Raw genomic sequence first — 16,006 nt, 5'->3', positions numbered from 1 at the left:
CTGGAGATTTAGTGATGGAATTAACGTTAAAAGACGCATCAGGCGCTCTTGAGGTTTCCGAAGCTACTTTTGGTCGTGAGTTTAACGAAGCATTAGTACACCAAGTAGTTGTTGCTTACGCAGCAGGTGCTCGTCAAGGTACTAAAGCTCAGAAGACACGTTCTGAAGTAAGTGGTGGCGGTAAGAAACCATTTCGTCAAAAAGGTACTGGCCGTGCACGTGCTGGTACAATCCGCAGCCCAATCTGGCGCAGCGGTGGTGTGAGCTTTGCAGCTAAGCCGCAAGATCACAGCCAAAAAGTTAACCGTAAGATGTATCGCGGTGCGATTCAAAGCATCCTATCTGAACTAGTTCGTCAAGAGCGTTTAGTAGTTGTTGAAAACTTTGGTTTAGAAGCACCAAAGACTAAAGAACTAGTAGGCAAGCTTAAAGAGCTAGAGCTTAAAGATGTTCTAATCGTAACTGAAGAAGTTGATGAGAACCTATTCTTATCTGCACGTAACCTATATAAAGTAGACGTACGTGACGTTGCGGGCATTGACCCAGTAAGCTTAATTGCTTTCGATAAGGTTCTTATTACAGCTGCAGCTGTTAAGCAACTTGAGGAGGCATTAGCATGATCTCTGAAGAACGTTTATTAAAAGTTCTACGTGCTCCGCACATCTCTGAGAAAAGTACTATCAATGCTGAAACTAGCAACACTATTGTGTTCAAAGTAGCTAAAGATGCAACTAAAGCTGAAATTAAAGCAGCTGTAGAAAAACTTTTCGAAGTTGAAGTAACGGGTGTTCGTTCGCTTGTTGTTAAGGGTAAGAAAAAGCGCACTGGTATGCGTTTCGGTCAGCGTTCTGATTGGAAAAAAGCTTACGTTACTCTTAAAGAAGGCAGCGAATTAGACTTTGTCGGCGGCGCCGAGTAATTTAAGGAGTTAGAATTATGGCACTTCAAAAGTGTAAACCAACTTCTGCGGGTCGTCGTCACGTCGTTAAAGTGGTTAACCCTGATCTACACAAGGGTAAGCCATACGCTCCGCTACTAGAGAAAAACTCTAAATCAGGTGGTCGTAACAACAACGGTCGTATCACGGTTCGTCACATTGGTGGTGGTCATAAGCATCATTACCGTGTAATCGATTTCAAACGCACTAAAGACGGTATTCCGGCTAAAGTTGAGCGTTTAGAATACGATCCAAACCGTAGCGCAAACATCGCTCTTGTATTATATGCAGACGGTGAGCGTCGTTACATCATCGCACCTAAAGGCCTTAAAGCTGGTGATTCAATCCAATCTGGTGTTGATGCACCGATCAAGGTTGGTAACACATTGCCAATGCGTAACATGCCTGTAGGTTCTACTGTTCACAACGTTGAGCTTAAGCCTGGTAAAGGTGCTCAAATCGCTCGTTCAGCGGGTGCATACGTTCAGATCCTTGCTCGTGAAGGTCAGTACGTAACACTTCGTCTACGTTCAGGCGAGATGCGTAAAGTTGAAGCGGATTGTCGCGCAACTTTAGGTGAAGTAGGTAACGCAGAACACATGCTTCGTTCACTAGGTAAAGCTGGTGCTAACCGTTGGCGTGGTGTTCGTCCTACAGTTCGTGGTGTTGCCATGAACCCAGTAGACCACCCACACGGTGGTGGTGAAGGTCGTACTTCTGGTGGTCGTCATCCTGTGTCTCCATGGGGTAAGCCTACCAAAGGTGCTAAGACACGTAAGAACAAGCGTACTGATAAATTTATCGTACGTCGTCGTACTAAGTAATAGTTGAGGAATTGCCATGCCACGTTCTCTCAAGAAGGGTCCTTTTATTGACCTACACTTGCTGAAGAAGGTAGAGAAGGCGTTGGAAAGCGGTGACAAGAAGCCTATAAAGACTTGGAGCCGTCGTTCAATGATCATCCCTAATATGATCGGATTGACCATCGCTGTCCATAATGGTCGTCAGCACGTCCCTGTATTTGTTTCGGACGAAATGATCGGTCACAAACTAGGTGAATTTGCACCTACACGTACTTATCGCGGCCATGCTGCTGATAAGAAAGCTAAAAAGCGTTAATAGGGGAATATGATGGAAGCATTAGCTAAACACAAATTCGCCTCTGGTTCAGCGCAAAAAGCACGTTTAGTTGCAGATCAAGTCCGTGGACTACCTGTTGATCGCGCGCTAGAAATACTGGCGTACAGCCCGAAATCAGCGGCTGTTTTAGTTAAGAAAGTACTAGAGTCTGCTATTGCGAATGCAGAGCATAACGAAGGTGCTGACATTGATGAGCTTAAAGTGGCGAAAGTTTTTGTAGACGAAGGTCCTACAATGAAACGTATTCGTCCACGTGCTAAAGGTCGTGCGGATCGCATCCTTAAGCGTACTAGCCACATCACTGTTGTGGTTTCAGATAACTAGGAGATTAACTAATGGGACAAAAAGTACACCCTACTGGTATTCGCCTAGGTATCTCAAAACCTTGGGTATCTACTTGGTACGCGAATACAAAAGACTACTCTGAGACGCTATTTGGCGATCACAAAGTTCGTACTTTCCTTACAAAGGAATTAAAAGCGGCTTCTGTGTCTAAAATCGTTATCGAACGTCCAGCGAAATCAATCCGTGTAACAATCCACACAGCTCGTCCTGGTGTTGTTATCGGTAAAAAAGGCGAAGACGTTGAGAAGCTACGTCAAGCAGTGACTAAACTTGCAGGTGTTCCGGCTCAGATCAATATTTCTGAAGTTCGTAAGCCAGAGTTAGACGCACAGCTTGTAGCTGACAGCATCTCTTCACAGCTTGAGCGCCGTGTAATGTTCCGTCGTGCTATGAAGCGCGCGGTACAAAACGCAATGCGTCTAGGCGCTAAAGGTATTAAGGTTGAAGTTAGCGGTCGTTTAGGCGGCGCTGAAATCGCACGTTCTGAGTGGTACCGTGAAGGTCGTGTACCTTTACACACTCTACGTGCTGATATCGATTACGCAACTTCAGAAGCTTTAACTACTTACGGCATCATCGGTGTTAAAGTTTGGATCTTCAAAGGCGAAGTTATCGGTGGTCTTCCACTGAAACAAGAAGCTGAGAAGCCAGCTAAGCGTGCACCGAAAAAAGCTCGTAAAGCTAAGTAAGGGGTAGCGATCAATGTTACAGCCAAAACGTACAAAATTCCGTAAAATGCACAAAGGCCGCAACCGCGGTTTAGCGCAAAACGGTAACAAAGTTAGCTTCGGCTCATTCGGCCTTAAAGCGACTGGCCGTGGCCGTATGACTGCTCGTCAAATCGAAGCAGCTCGTCGTGCTATGACTCGTCACATCAAGCGTCAAGGTAAAATCTGGATCCGTGTGTTCCCAGATAAGCCAATTACAAACAAACCGCTTGAAGTTCGTATGGGTAAAGGTAAAGGTAGCGTAGAATACTGGGTTGCTGAAATTCAGCCTGGTAAAGTACTTTACGAAATGGAAGGTGTTTCTGAAGAGCTTGCTCGTGAAGCATTTGACCTTGCAGCTCGTAAACTACCATTCAAGACAACATTCGTAACTCGGACGGTAATGTAATGAAAGCTAGCGAATTAAAAGACAAGAGCGTAGAAGAGCTAAACACTGAACTTCTAGAGCTTCTTCGTGAGCAGTTTAACCTGCGCATGCAAGCGAGCACTGGTCAGCTAGCTCAGTCTCATTTACTACGTAAAGTACGTCGCGATATCGCGCGTGTTAAAACGGTTATCAACCAGAAGGCAGGTGCATAATGAGCGATAAAATCCGTACTCTACAAGGTCGCGTAGTTAGTGACAAGATGGACAAGTCTATCGTTGTTGCTATTGAACGTCAGGTGAAGCACCCAATCTATGGTAAATTCATCAAGCGTACTACTAAGCTACACGCACACGATGAGAACAACACTGCTAAAGTAGGCAACACAGTTACTATTCGTGAATGTGCTCCTATTTCTAAGAACAAATCTTGGACTTTAGTAGACGTTATTGCTTAATTTTTATTAATTAAGTAAACGCTAAAAACCCCGGCCTTGGTCGGGGTTTTTTACGTTTCGTATAAAGTAAATTAAGTTGTAAGTGAAGCCACCAATCTACGGTAAATTTATTTAGTGCACTACTAAGCTACACGCATGATAAGAAGACACCTTCTAAAGGTGGCACCACAGTTACTATTCGTCAATGTTTAGAATTAACTGGCTCTTTGGGTAAGCTTGTGACAATAATTACTGCTTACTGCTTACTGCTTACTGCTTACTGCTTACTGCTTACTGCTTACTGCTTACTGCTTACTGCTTACTGCTTACTGCTTACTGCTTACTGCTTACTGCTTACTGCTTACTGCTTACTGCTTACTGCTTACTGCTTACTGCTTACTGCTTACTGCTTACTGCTTACTGCTTACTGCTTACTGCTTACTGCTTACTTACGATTTCTTACATTGTTTAGGTTTTATTCGCTGAACTTTAACCCCTTGCAAGACTCCTAACATATTCATAATAATTATAAATTTCTAAAAGGTGTTGCTGTGCGTTCTAAGAAAATGGCATTGCTGACCTCTATTACCGTACACTTTGTTCTAGGCTACTTACTGGTAACTCAAACATTCAAACAGCCAAGTTCAACACAGGCAGCGTCTCTTAAAACGTATATCATACCTGTCGCGCAGCAGCGCAAAATTCTAGCTGAAATGGTGAAACCTAAAGACGAGAAAAAGCCTGAAACTAAACAACAAAACATCCCTGAAAAAGTCATAAAAAAAGTAGTTGTTGGGCAGGAAAATAAAACCCCAAAAGTTGCAGAATTACCAGTACCAAAAAGCACTGAAAAACCGTTGGAAATCGCACCTAAAACCCAGAAAAAGTCGAATGAAACCAAGACTAAAGTGATAAAGTTTAATCGTTATAAGAGCCTTGAGAGTGTAATAGAAAAAGAACAGCAAGCTTATTTTAAATCGCAACGATTCAATAACCAGATAAGCCAACCTAAAGTCAAAATTAAGCCGTCGAAAAAATATCAAGACTTAGTAAACAGGCAAACTGAAGTTGTTACTGGAAGTGTAACCTCATCACGTAAGACAATAAAATATAAAGGTAAGTGTTATCTTGTTGATAGTAGTTCGGAAATGGGTAGTATGGACATGCCGTCATCATCTGGCTTTCCATGCCCTGGAGAAAAATCAGATAATGAAATATTGCTGAAAAATTCGTTGAATAAGTATTTAAAGAAAAAATAAGGGATACGCGTGAAAAATTGTGTATGTATTTTCTTGCTGCTAATAAGTGCTGGTTGTTCAACTGGTTTGAAGCAGCGTGACATAAGAGAGTGTCGAGAAAATGCGTTTCAAAACCAAACACTGCCTATGGCAGTAATAGAAGCCCAGTATAAAGAGTGTCTAAACGAGAAAAGAGAAATGCAGGCGGCAGAGCAGCAAATGTCACTAATTGAAAATGTATTTGAGATCATACTAGACGTCTTTGGTGTAAAAGAGCCTGATTAGCTTTAGCTACAATCTTATTTAACTTTCAAGATTGATGTTAAAACCTAGTAAAGCCTAGTATAACCAAGTGCCAATTCAATTAATCATTCACCATTTTGCTGACTAAGTATATCACTCATCACGCTACATATATCCACATAGGATGAGTGTCAATCGCGAGCTAAATGTTTATTTAGCGTTATATCTGATCACATGCACAATAAAATTGCTGTATCGTCATTTATGTACCTCAAGGGAAAATTTAATTCTATTTGCGTGAACCTTTGCTCGAACGCTCACGTCTTGATAATCAAACAATCTACTTTGGAAGTGTAAATGCATCAAGCGCAGGAAGAGTTACTGGTCTTAGCGGCTCAATCAGGGAACACTAAAGCGTTCACCTATCTTTGTCGTCACTACCAAAAAGCTGTAACTCGCTTTGCGTATAAACTATCGAGCGACCCGCAAATAGTTCATGATGCGGTGCAAAATGCATGGTTAAAAATCGCTAATAATCTTCACAAATTAAATGACCCTAGAGCATTTAAAAGTTGGTTGTTCAAAGCAGTCCGCTGGAGCGTGTATGACATAATGCGCGCAGCAAAGCGAGATAAAGAGACTATCGCAAACGATATAGATGTGCTTGATATTGTCGCGTCAACTAAACCTGAAAGCTTAGATCTCGGGTCCTTGATAGAGCAGCTTCCAGATATAGATAAGCAGGTTATACATTTGTTCTATATGGAAGAAATGCAATTGATACAAATAGCCGAGGTATTAGAAGTACCGCTAGGTACTGTTAAATCGAGGCTATGTCGTGCCAGAAAAGCGTTACAAAAGAGTGTAGAGGATAAGCAAGATGAATATTGATGAAAGAATTGCTAAACAACTAGATGCAGATTCAGCTGAAATCGACCGCATTTTGGCGGAACAAAATAATGGGCTAGGTGCATTGCTAAATGCGGGTTTAAAAGGCGCGATGCGACCTTGGTTTATATTAGTAAATGTATTAGTACTAATAAATTTTCTCGGGCTCGCTTACCTTGTCTATCAATTTTTTACGCAAACAGCAGATACGCAAATATTTTGGGGAGTACTCGCAATTTTCAGTTTTCAATTTCATATTGCAGCTAAAAGTTGGCTTTATAACGAAATGAATCGAAGTAGTTTAATGCGTGAAATAAAGCGCCTTGAAGTCGCGATTAATGACTTAAAAGTTTCAGCCAGTAAGTTGGAGTAATTGATGGATAAGCTAAAGACAGTTGTTTGATATTGCTGCAAACGCTGCTATTTATTCTTCAGTTTTTACTGTCATAACAGATACGCATATAAAACAAAAAGCCAGCTAATAGCTGGCTTTTAAATCAAGGAAAGTGAGTTAAAGTATTGAGTTGGATTATTGTTTACAATAAGTACTTGGCTTTTTTGTTGATTTTTATAAGTATAAAAGAAGCTAATAAAGAGCCAATAATCGCAGCAATGGTTAAGTATGTCCCTTCAAGTCCATATGTATTCTTTATACCCTCAACAAAGAATATATGAAGAAAATAAATAGCCGATGAAAAAAGGGCTATCATTTTTGTATTCTTACTGAAATTTACCTTTAAACAGCATATAAAAATAAAGGTGCAAGCAATTATTAAAGAGAAAAGGTTGTCCATACCTTGGTGTTTTTCACCAAAGAGAAAGTTTATATAAGATTCAATAAATAACAGAAAAAGCCCTATGATTGAGAGTCCTAAAGCGTTCCTTAAATTGATTCGTTTGTCATAATGATTTTTATGTATTAGATAACCAATACAAAAGAAAGGATAACAGAAAAAAACGGCGTTTCGATGAGAAAAGCTTAGATTAAAAATTTTATCAACTAGGTTACCTTCAAAGTAATGATAATTACCTAAGTATTGAATTAAAACCCCTGCCAAGAAGCTAATTATTATAGAGATAATAAGAGCGAAATCATGAAATCGTTTCATGAAAATTAGGATTAGGGCGGCAAATATCATGCCTGGTAGATACCAAAGGTGATACCAACCCATAGTGATGTAAAGTATACTTCTGGCTATATTTCTTATAGAAAAGTCTGTTAAATCAAGCCATAAAAAAGAATAAAAAAACATCCAAAAACAATATAATATGAATACTCTTTTAAGCCAAGTTGTGATGTTTTTTTCAACAATAGAGTTGTGGAAATAGTATCCATTAATAAGGAGAAAAATTGGAACTGCAACTCTAAAGATTCCTTGAACTGTGAGATGATAGCCCAACTGTGACGTTTCAGATAAAAAGCTCGAATGAAGCCCCACGACCATAATTGCCATTATTAATTTCAAAATATCAAGAGCACTGTTCCTTTGCATTTTAATTCCTTGTTTTTTATTTGTTTTTTATTTTAACTTATTCCTATAATGATTGAAATTACGCCATTAAAAAGATGTAAGGAGCCTTATAAGTTAAAGTGTAAGTTTTAAGAATAATGCTAAACAAAAAGCCAGCTAAATGCTGGCTTTTTTAATTAAGGAGAATGACTTAATTAAAGTTTTGGGCCTGCCGCTACAAGCGCCTTGCCGTTTTCTGTGTCAGTGAACTTGTCAAAGTTATCAACAAAACGCTTAGCTAGGTCTGTTGCTTTGTCAGTCCATACGCTTGCATCTTCGTAAGTGTTACGAGGATCAAGAATATCACCTTCTACACCTTCAAGTGACTTAGGTACTTCAAGGTTAAATAGTGGCACGATTTCAGTATCAGCGTTATCGATAGAACCATCTAAGATAGCGTCAATGATTGCACGTGTTGCTTTAATTGAAATACGTTTGCCTGTGCCGTTCCAACCTGTGTTTACTAGGTAAGCTTCAGCGCCAGCAGCTTCCATACGCTTTTGTAGTACTTCAGCGTACTGCGTTGGGTGAAGTGATAAGAACGCAGCACCAAAACAGCTTGAGAAAGTTGGTGTAGGTTCAGTAATACCACGCTCAGTACCTGCTAATTTCGCAGTGAAACCCGATAGGAAGTAGTACTGTGTTTGCTCAGGCGTTAATTTAGCAACTGGTGGTAGTACACCGAATGCGTCAGCAGTTAGGAAGATAACTTTCTTCGCGTGACCTGCTTTCGATACTGGCTTAACAATGTTATCAATGTGGTGAATTGGGTAAGAAACACGCGTGTTTTCAGTTGTTGAGTTATCGTCAAAATCAATTTTGCCGTTTTCATCAACTGATACGTTTTCTAATAATGCATCACGACGGATTGCATTGTAGATGTCAGGTTCATTTTCTTTGCTTAGGTTAATTGTTTTTGCGTAACAACCACCTTCAAAGTTAAATACGCCGTTGTCATCCCAACCGTGCTCGTCATCACCAATAAGCTCGCGCTTAGGATCGGTTGAAAGTGTTGTTTTACCAGTACCAGAAAGACCAAAGAAAATTGCAACGTCGCCATCTTTACCAACGTTTGCACTACAGTGCATTGATGCGATGCCTTTAAGTGGTAGGTAGTAGTTCATCATTGAGAACATACCTTTTTTCATTTCACCGCCGTACCAAGTACCACCAATTAATTGGATTTTCTCAGTTAGGTTAAATGCAACGAAGTTTTCAGAGTTAAGACCCTGTTCTTGCCACTTGTCGTTAGTAGTTTTCGCACCATTCATTACGATGAAGTCAGGCTCGTAATCTTTTAGCTCTTCTTCAGAAGGGCGAATGAACATGTTTTTAACGAAATGTGCTTGCCATGCTACTTCCGTAACAAAACGCACTTTAAGGCGTGTGTCTTCGTTCGCACCACAGAATGTGTCAACTACGAAAAGACGCTTGCCTGATAACTGCTTAGTCACTAAACCTTTAAGGTGTGACCAAGTTTCAGGAGTCATTGGTTTATTGTCGTTTTTACCTTGATCAGACCACCACACAGTGTCAGCTGAGGTTTCATCACGTACGATGTACTTATCTTTTGGTGAGCGACCGGTAAAGATACCAGTTTTCACGTTAACTGCGCCTAATTCAGTTTCGACACCTTTGTCATAACCTTCAAGGCCCGCTTTAGTTTCTTCCGCAAAAAGTAACTCGTAAGATGGATTGTGAACAATTTCTGAAACATCGTGAATGCCATATTGCGACAAATCAATCGAGTTTTCTAAAGCTGACATAGTTTAAACACTCCTAGGGGTTTTGAACGGGTAGTAAAATAAAATCGAATAAAATTCGAGCGTCAATTCTATCTTAATACTAGAGTAAAACCAAAGCTGAAACCCCCGATTTTTCTAGGATTTATGTATTTTTTTTCATGATACCGGTGTCATTTCAAAATACCCAATATGCATTAAAGTAATGACATCGCTGTCATTTTGTTTTTGTACTTTTTATAGACTTTTTATGCAGGGAATTTGCGGCAAGTTAATTGCAATTCTGATGTTCTTAGGATTGGTTAAACGCTAAACTAATTTAGATAACAAAAAAGCAGGCATTTAGCCTGCTTTTTCAATAAAAAACATTTTTTGTATTAGTTAAAAATGTTTTCAATATCACGTTTGTTAAATTGGTATTCTTTTAAACAATATTGGCAGTTAATTTTAATAGCGCCTTGTTCTTTCGCATCTTCAAGCAATGCATCTTTACCAACATTAACAATTGCATCTGCAATTTTATCGCGGCTACAGCCACAGCGGAAACTTACTGGCTGAGGATCAAATAAACGCGGGTTATCTTCATGATAAAGGCGCGTTAACACTGTATGACCATCAAGATTTAATAACTCCTCATCTTTAATGGTATTTGTTAACGCTTCTAAATGCGTAAAATCTTCTTCCGCTTTTTCTTTGTTTACAGGTAATACTTGTAGCAACATGCCTGAACATTTTTCTTGCTCAGCATCAGTGCTAATCCACATACGTGTACGCAATTGTTCAGACTGCTGGAAGTATTGCTCTAAGCATTCTGCAAGGCTGTTTGACACTAAAGGTACAATACCTTGGTAGCGCTCGCCTTTTAGAGGGGTAATGGTAATAACCATATGACCTTTACCAATTAGGTTTAACACGCCAGTATCTGTAATCTCACCTTGAATACGGGCAATACCACGCATAGTTTGCTGGTGGTTACCATTAATTACGGCATATTTTACAGGTCCATCACCTTGTAGTTGAACGGCAATCTCGCCTTCAAACTTCAACGTTGCTGTAAGTAAACAGGTTGCTACTAACAGCTCACCGATCAACTGTTTTACTTCAGTTGGGTAATTGTGGTTTTCGATTATCTCTGAAAATGTTTGATCAAGTTGTACTAACTCACCACGTACATCATGGTTTTCAAAAATATATCTGTGTAATAAATCTTGCTGCATTGGTCAGATACCTTGTTTCAAGCGTACTGCTTGATAAATGTTAACTATGTTTAAATTTAATAAGCTCACGACGCTGCTTTTTGTCAGGGCGTTGTTCAGGGCTTGGAGAGAAAAAGGCATTGTTTTTACGTGCCCAAGCGTTTTCTTCACGCTTTTTCTCGCTCTCTTGTGTTTCCTGATACAACGTTTGCGCAATTGGCGCACCGCGTCTTTGATCGCTAATTTTTTCGATGGTGACAATTTTTTCATCAAATCCTTGCGAGAATTTAATTGTCGCACCTAACTCAACGGTTTTGCTAGGTTTGCATCGTTGGCCATTGTAGTGAACTTTGCCCCCAAGAATCATTTCGCGAGCAATCGCACGTGTTTTGTAAAAGCGTGCAGCCCAAAGCCACTTGTCTAATCTTACGCTTAGACTGTCGTCGTGATCTGAAGTGTGTGTTGAATTCTGCTTTTTACTCATGGAGTGAGTGAATAATTGCACTGAAAAGTACGTGAAATATACCATAAATGCCAATATAGACAAAGTTGATACATTTATTTACCAAAAATAGAGACAAAGGGAATCAAGCCCTGACACAGAATTGTCATATTTACAGTGTAAATTCCAGCCACTTTCCAGATTACCTGCTTGTTGTAGAAAAGCTGACAGGTTAAGATGGTCGTTCAAAAATAAGCAAACAAATTATAATAATGCAGATAAACCAAGCGCAAATCGAACAGGTTATAGCAAAATTCCCACATAAAAAAGCAAGCAATATTGTACTTATTGTTGTGGTTATTTATGTCGCATTTTTAGCTGCGCAATTAACGTGGATGTTATGGCCAAAGCCGACTCAGCAAGCAGCATTTATTACTGTGAATAACAGTGATTCGGGTAGCGCATTCAACTACAGCAGTAAAGAGCTGGTATCGCAAAATATTTTTGGTAATGCAACGCAACAAGCAGAGCAGAAAACTGAAGAAATCATCAGTGATGCACCTGAAACAACGTTAAATATTAAATTAACGGGTGTAGTGGCGATTGCTGGCGATGAAAAAGCTGGTCATGCCATTATTGAAAGCCAAAATATGCAAGAAACCTATTCAGTAGGCGAGTTAGTTAAAGGTACTCGTGCACAAATCGAAACCATTTTTGCGGATCGCGTAATTATTAAAGTAAGCGGTCGTTTCGAAACCTTAATGCTCGATGGTATTGATTACTCAAAAACCGTTAAGCAGCCTACCAAAAAACAAGGCAAGTCATTTAATCAACTTCGTTCAGCAAATGAGTCTCCGGCTCCTGCAATAAATGCAACGAAAAATGCAGACCTTAAACAAGAACTAAAAGCTAAGCGCAGAGAATTACTTGAAGAACCTGGGAAACTTTTTGATTATATTCGCATCTCACCTAAACGGGTTGATGGACAAATTGTTGGATATAACCTTAGCCCAGGTAAAGACCCTAAGCTGTTTTCACAAATGGGGCTTAAAAGTGGGGATCTCGCGACTTCAATTAATGGCTATCAGCTAACCGATATGAAACAGGCTATGGCAGCGATTGGTGAACTTAGAAATGCATCATCTGCGACAATAGTTATCGAACGTCAAGGGCAAACTCTCGACGTGCTATTTAGCCTAGAATAAGAATACGACTCGGAGTAACTAAATGAAAAGCGTGTTAAACCTAAGCAAGGTTTACAAAGGATTACGTAAATATGCAGCATTATTAGTTGCTGTAGGTGTTTCCTATTCTGCACTTGCGGTGGAGTATTCACCTAGTTTCAAAAATACAGAAATCACTGAATTCATTAATGTTGTTGGTAAAGACTTAAAAAAAACCATCATCATTAACCCTAATGTGCGTGGCAAAATTAATGTGCGCAGTTACGAGGCGATGGACGAAGAGCTGTATTACGAGTTCTTTTTAAATGTATTAGAAGTATATGGCTATACCGCAATTGAAATGGAAACCGGTTTTATCAAAATTGATAAAAGTGCCGACGGCCGTAAAAAGAATGTTCCTGTACTGGATGACGATGAAGAAGTGACGGGCGATGTGATGATCACCCGCGTTGTGCGTGTAAAAAACGTCAGCGTACAAGAGCTTGGTCCAGTTGTTCGTCAGTTTAGTGACCAAAAAGGCGGCAGCCACGTGGCACAATACACCGCATCAAACGTAATGATGTTAACGGGTCATGCGGCAACGGTTAATCGCCTTGTACAGGTAATTAAACAAGTTGATAAAGCCGGTGATCAATCGGTTGATATTGTGAAGCTTAACTACGCGACAGCCACCGACGTTGTGTCAGTTGTCGAGACCATTTATAAGCCAACCACAGGTAAAAACGACATTCCAGCGTTCTTAATTCCTAAAGTGGTTGCTGACGAGCGCACCAACAGTGTCATCGTAAGTGGCGAAGGTGAAGCGCGTGACAGAGCGATTGCCCTAATTAAGCGCCTAGATAACGAGCTTGAAACGCAAGGTAACACCAAAGTATTTTACCTAAGTTACGCCAAAGCAGAAGACTTAGTGAAAGTGCTACAAGGTGTGAGTAAGTCAATTAATGACGAAAAGAACCAAGGTAAAACATCTGGTCGTTCAGCTAATAAAGATCAAATTAGTATTGAAGCGCACGAAGACACAAACTCAGTTGTAATAACAGCAAATCCTGATGTGATGCGTTCGCTTGAAAAAGTAATCAAAGATCTTGATGTGCGCCGTGCACAAGTACTGGTTGAAGCAATTATTGTTGAAGTACTTGAGGGTGATGGCGTTAACTTTGGTCTGCAGTGGATTTCAGAACAAGGCGGCATGGTACAGTTTAACAACGGTAGCAGTGCGCCAATTGGTTCTATTGCCGCGGCGGCAGAGTTAGCTCGTGATAAAACCGTTAAGAAAAATGTAATTGGTTCAGAAACGGGCACAGGTACACAGTACGATGAAACTGTTGAGGGTAACCTTGAACCATTAGCTGGTCTACTTAGCAGTATTAGCGGCTTAGCAGTGGGTATCGCGAAAAACGATTGGGCTGCGATTGTGCAGGCCGTATCATCAGATACTAACTCAAATATTCTAGCAACACCTTCTGTAACCACTATGGATAACGAAGAAGCGTCGATGCTAGTTGGTCAAGAAGTGCCAATTCTTACTGGCTCAACGTCAAGCAGTAACAATACCAACCCATTCCAAACGGTAGAGCGTAAAGAAGTGGGTGTAAAACTGAAAGTAACACCACAAATCAACGAAGGTACAGCGGTTCAATTAAAAATCGAACAAGAAGTATCAAGTGTATCAGGTGCAACCGCGGTTGATATCTCAATTAACAAGCGTTCGATTAGCAACACTGTACTGGCCGATGACGGTAGCATGGTAATTCTCGGCGGCTTAATTGACGAAAACGTACAAGAAAGCGTGCAAAAAGTGCCATTGCTAGGTGATATTCCAGTGCTTGGTCACTTATTTAAATCAACGTCGTCAACCAAGCAAAAACGTAACTTATTGGTATTTATTCGCCCGACTATTCTGCGTGACAGTGTAAGCATGAACAAGCTAAGTCATGGTAAGTATAACTTTATTCGTGGCGAGCAGGTAAAACGCAAAGATGATGGCATTAACTTAATGCCAAACGAAGTACCACCAGTACTACCTGAGTGGAACGATGCGCTTGTGTTACCACCAACGTATCAAGAGTTCTTACACGGCGAAAACAAAAAGAATCAGCAAGATGACTGAGATAGTTTCTGAGGTTAGTGTTGCACCCGTAGTGCCAGTTAAGCGTTTACCATTCAGTTTTGCTAAGCGCTACAGCATCTTGATGCAAACACAAAACAACGAGTTAGTAGTAAGTTACGCAGGCGACTTAAACCAGCAAGCATTACTTGAAGTAAGGCGTGTTGCTGCAAGTGCCTTTTCGCTTAAGCAAGTGACTAAAGACGAGTTTGAGTTACTGTTAGAGGTGGCTTATCAACGCGATAGCTCAGAAACACAGCAGATTATGGAAGATATCGGCAATGAAGTCGATTTGTTCTCGCTGGCAGAAGAGTTACCACAGACAGAAGACTTACTTGCCTCAGAAGATGATGCGCCAATTATCAAACTAATCAACGCCATGTTAGGTGAAGCGATTAAAGAAGGTGCATCGGATATCCACATTGAAACGTTCGAGCAAAACTTGGTAATTCGTTTCCGTGTTGATGGTGTTTTAAAAGAAGTATTAGAGCCAAATCGTAAACTTGCATCATTACTTGTCTCGCGTATCAAAGTAATGGCAAAACTTGATATTGCTGAGAAGCGCGTACCACAGGATGGTCGTATTAGTTTGCGTATCGCAGGCCGTGCAGTTGATGTGCGTGTTTCAACGATGCCATCAAGCTTTGGTGAACGTGTTGTATTACGTTTACTTGATAAAAACAATGCACGTTTGGATTTGGAAGATCTCGGTATGTCAGAGCATAACCGCAGAACATTCGCCGAATTAATTCGCAAACCGCACGGCATTATTTTGGTTACCGGCCCAACAGGTTCTGGTAAAAGTACCACCTTGTATGCAGGTATGACCGAGATTAATACCCGAGATCGTAATATCCTAACGGTTGAAGACCCAATTGAATATGAAATCCCTGGTATAGGTCAAACGCAGGTTAACCCTAAAGTAGATATGACTTTTGCCCGCGGCTTACGCGCCATCTTACGTCAAGACCCTGATGTGGTGATGGTTGGTGAAATTCGAGATTTAGAAACCGCACAAATTGGTGTACAAGCTTCATTAACCGGTCACTTAGTATTGTCAACGCTGCACACTAACACGGCAGCCGGTGCAATCACCCGTATGGAAGATATGGGTGTTGAACCATTCTTACTTTCTTCGTCACTACTTGGCGTACTATCGCAACGCTTAGTACGTACTTTATGTGACTGTAAAGAGTCGCATGTAGCCGATGAAAGAGAATGTGAATTGCTTGGTATAGAACACGGTAAAGGTGTAGAAATTTGTCGCCCTGTCGGCTGTAGCGAATGTAACCACAACGGTTATAAAGGCCGTACTGGTATTCATGAGTTGCTGGTGGTTGATGAAGCGGTACGCGAACTTATTCACGATGGCAAAGGCGAACAAGCCGTTGAAAAATACGTACGTAAAACCACGCCAAGTATTCGCCAAGACGGTTGTAACCGTGTACTTGCAGGGCAAACGTCACTTGAAGAAGTGCTTCGCGTGACGCGTGAGGAAAGTTAAT

Annotated in this window: 20 protein-coding genes; 16 read left to right on the top strand and 4 right to left on the bottom strand. The window is 40.6% G+C overall.

Annotated elements, in window-relative coordinates; genetic code table 11:
* Positions 1-14: 14 nt before the first annotated feature.
* The 13 genes from rplD to AC2IOM_RS03105 all read left to right on the top strand — a co-directional run bounded on the left by rplD (position 15) and on the right by AC2IOM_RS03105 (position 6,692).
* Positions 15-620 carry a 50S ribosomal protein L4 gene (rplD, locus tag AC2IOM_RS03165; protein WP_486359108.1) on the top strand — a complete coding sequence of 202 codons (606 nt, stop codon included), beginning with the start codon at positions 15-17 and terminating at the stop codon, positions 618-620.
* Positions 617-919 carry a 50S ribosomal protein L23 gene (gene rplW, locus AC2IOM_RS03160; RefSeq protein ID WP_054979005.1) on the top strand — a complete coding sequence of 101 codons (303 nt, stop codon included), beginning with the start codon at positions 617-619 and terminating at the stop codon, positions 917-919. The genes rplD and rplW overlap by 4 nt, the downstream gene beginning before the upstream one ends.
* A 17-nt stretch (positions 920-936) precedes the next feature.
* On the top strand, positions 937-1,761 hold the full coding sequence (rplB, locus tag AC2IOM_RS03155; protein ID WP_010561270.1) for a 50S ribosomal protein L2: 825 nt from the start codon (positions 937-939) through the stop codon (positions 1,759-1,761).
* 16 nt (positions 1,762-1,777) lie between these two features.
* On the top strand, positions 1,778-2,056 hold the full coding sequence (rpsS, locus tag AC2IOM_RS03150) for a 30S ribosomal protein S19 (protein ID WP_010561269.1): 279 nt from the start codon (positions 1,778-1,780) through the stop codon (positions 2,054-2,056).
* A gap of 12 nt (positions 2,057-2,068) precedes the next feature.
* Positions 2,069-2,401, top strand: coding sequence for a 50S ribosomal protein L22 (gene rplV / locus AC2IOM_RS03145; protein ID WP_010561268.1), 333 nt, complete (start codon positions 2,069-2,071; stop codon positions 2,399-2,401).
* A gap of 11 nt (positions 2,402-2,412) precedes the next feature.
* The gene (gene rpsC, locus AC2IOM_RS03140) at positions 2,413-3,111 is read left to right on the top strand and encodes a 30S ribosomal protein S3 (protein ID WP_010561267.1); all 699 of its coding nucleotides are present in this window, start codon (positions 2,413-2,415) and stop codon (positions 3,109-3,111) included.
* A 13-nt stretch (positions 3,112-3,124) separates the two neighbouring features.
* Complete coding sequence (rplP, locus tag AC2IOM_RS03135) at positions 3,125-3,538, top strand: 50S ribosomal protein L16 (protein ID WP_010561266.1); 414 nt, start codon at positions 3,125-3,127, stop codon at positions 3,536-3,538.
* Entirely contained in the window at positions 3,538-3,729 is a 192-nt protein-coding gene (gene rpmC / locus AC2IOM_RS03130) for a 50S ribosomal protein L29 (protein ID WP_010561265.1), read from the top strand. The genes rplP and rpmC overlap by 1 nt, the downstream gene beginning before the upstream one ends.
* Complete coding sequence (gene rpsQ / locus AC2IOM_RS03125) at positions 3,729-3,971, top strand: 30S ribosomal protein S17 (protein ID WP_010561264.1); 243 nt, start codon at positions 3,729-3,731, stop codon at positions 3,969-3,971. Before rpmC ends, rpsQ begins: the two co-directional genes overlap by 1 nt.
* 530 nt (positions 3,972-4,501) lie before the next feature.
* Positions 4,502-5,209 (top strand): hypothetical protein, encoded by a 708-nt coding sequence (locus AC2IOM_RS03120; protein ID WP_486359107.1) that lies wholly within the window; start codon positions 4,502-4,504, stop codon positions 5,207-5,209.
* A 9-nt stretch (positions 5,210-5,218) separates the two neighbouring features.
* Positions 5,219-5,473, top strand: coding sequence for a hypothetical protein (locus AC2IOM_RS03115; protein ID WP_486359106.1), 255 nt, complete (start codon positions 5,219-5,221; stop codon positions 5,471-5,473).
* Between the two features lie 315 nt (positions 5,474-5,788).
* Positions 5,789-6,322, top strand: a complete 534-nt coding sequence (locus tag AC2IOM_RS03110; protein WP_486359105.1) for an RNA polymerase sigma factor — start codon at positions 5,789-5,791, stop codon at positions 6,320-6,322.
* Complete coding sequence (locus AC2IOM_RS03105; protein ID WP_486359104.1) at positions 6,312-6,692, top strand: DUF6768 family protein; 381 nt, start codon at positions 6,312-6,314, stop codon at positions 6,690-6,692. The genes AC2IOM_RS03110 and AC2IOM_RS03105 overlap by 11 nt, the downstream gene beginning before the upstream one ends.
* A 163-nt stretch (positions 6,693-6,855) precedes the next feature.
* Here the strand turns inward: AC2IOM_RS03105 and AC2IOM_RS03100 are convergent, their stop codons facing one another.
* The 4 genes from AC2IOM_RS03100 to hslR all read right to left on the bottom strand — a co-directional run bounded on the left by AC2IOM_RS03100 (position 6,856) and on the right by hslR (position 11,252).
* Positions 6,856-7,812, bottom strand: a complete 957-nt coding sequence (locus tag AC2IOM_RS03100; RefSeq protein ID WP_486359103.1) for an acyltransferase family protein — start codon at positions 7,810-7,812, stop codon at positions 6,856-6,858.
* 173 nt (positions 7,813-7,985) lie between these two features.
* A complete protein-coding gene (gene pckA, locus AC2IOM_RS03095) occupies positions 7,986-9,596 on the bottom strand; it encodes a phosphoenolpyruvate carboxykinase (ATP) (protein ID WP_486359102.1) in 1,611 nt (536 codons plus the stop codon).
* A gap of 353 nt (positions 9,597-9,949) precedes the next feature.
* A complete protein-coding gene (hslO, locus tag AC2IOM_RS03090; protein WP_100912473.1) occupies positions 9,950-10,789 on the bottom strand; it encodes an Hsp33 family molecular chaperone HslO in 840 nt (279 codons plus the stop codon).
* A 40-nt stretch (positions 10,790-10,829) separates the two neighbouring features.
* Complete coding sequence (gene hslR / locus AC2IOM_RS03085; protein ID WP_010561253.1) at positions 10,830-11,252, bottom strand: ribosome-associated heat shock protein Hsp15; 423 nt, start codon at positions 11,250-11,252, stop codon at positions 10,830-10,832.
* Between the two features lie 230 nt (positions 11,253-11,482).
* On the opposite strand from hslR, the gene gspC reads away from it, so the two are divergent.
* From gspC to gspE, 3 genes are read left to right on the top strand one after another with little or no spacing between them, the layout of a single operon-like run.
* Entirely contained in the window at positions 11,483-12,415 is a 933-nt protein-coding gene (gspC, locus tag AC2IOM_RS03080) for a type II secretion system protein GspC (protein WP_010561252.1), read from the top strand.
* A 22-nt stretch (positions 12,416-12,437) separates the two neighbouring features.
* Positions 12,438-14,504, top strand: coding sequence for a type II secretion system secretin GspD (gene gspD, locus AC2IOM_RS03075; protein ID WP_100912475.1), 2,067 nt, complete (start codon positions 12,438-12,440; stop codon positions 14,502-14,504).
* Positions 14,497-16,005, top strand: a complete 1,509-nt coding sequence (gene gspE, locus AC2IOM_RS03070) for a type II secretion system ATPase GspE (RefSeq protein WP_486359101.1) — start codon at positions 14,497-14,499, stop codon at positions 16,003-16,005. The genes gspD and gspE overlap by 8 nt, the downstream gene beginning before the upstream one ends.
* The last annotated feature ends 1 nt before the right edge of the window (position 16,006 follow it).

This window comes from Pseudoalteromonas sp. NS-SX12, from assembly GCF_057367955.1.
The sequence above is the reverse complement of the archived record's forward strand: the minus strand, read 5'-3'. Positions and strand labels throughout refer to the sequence as shown.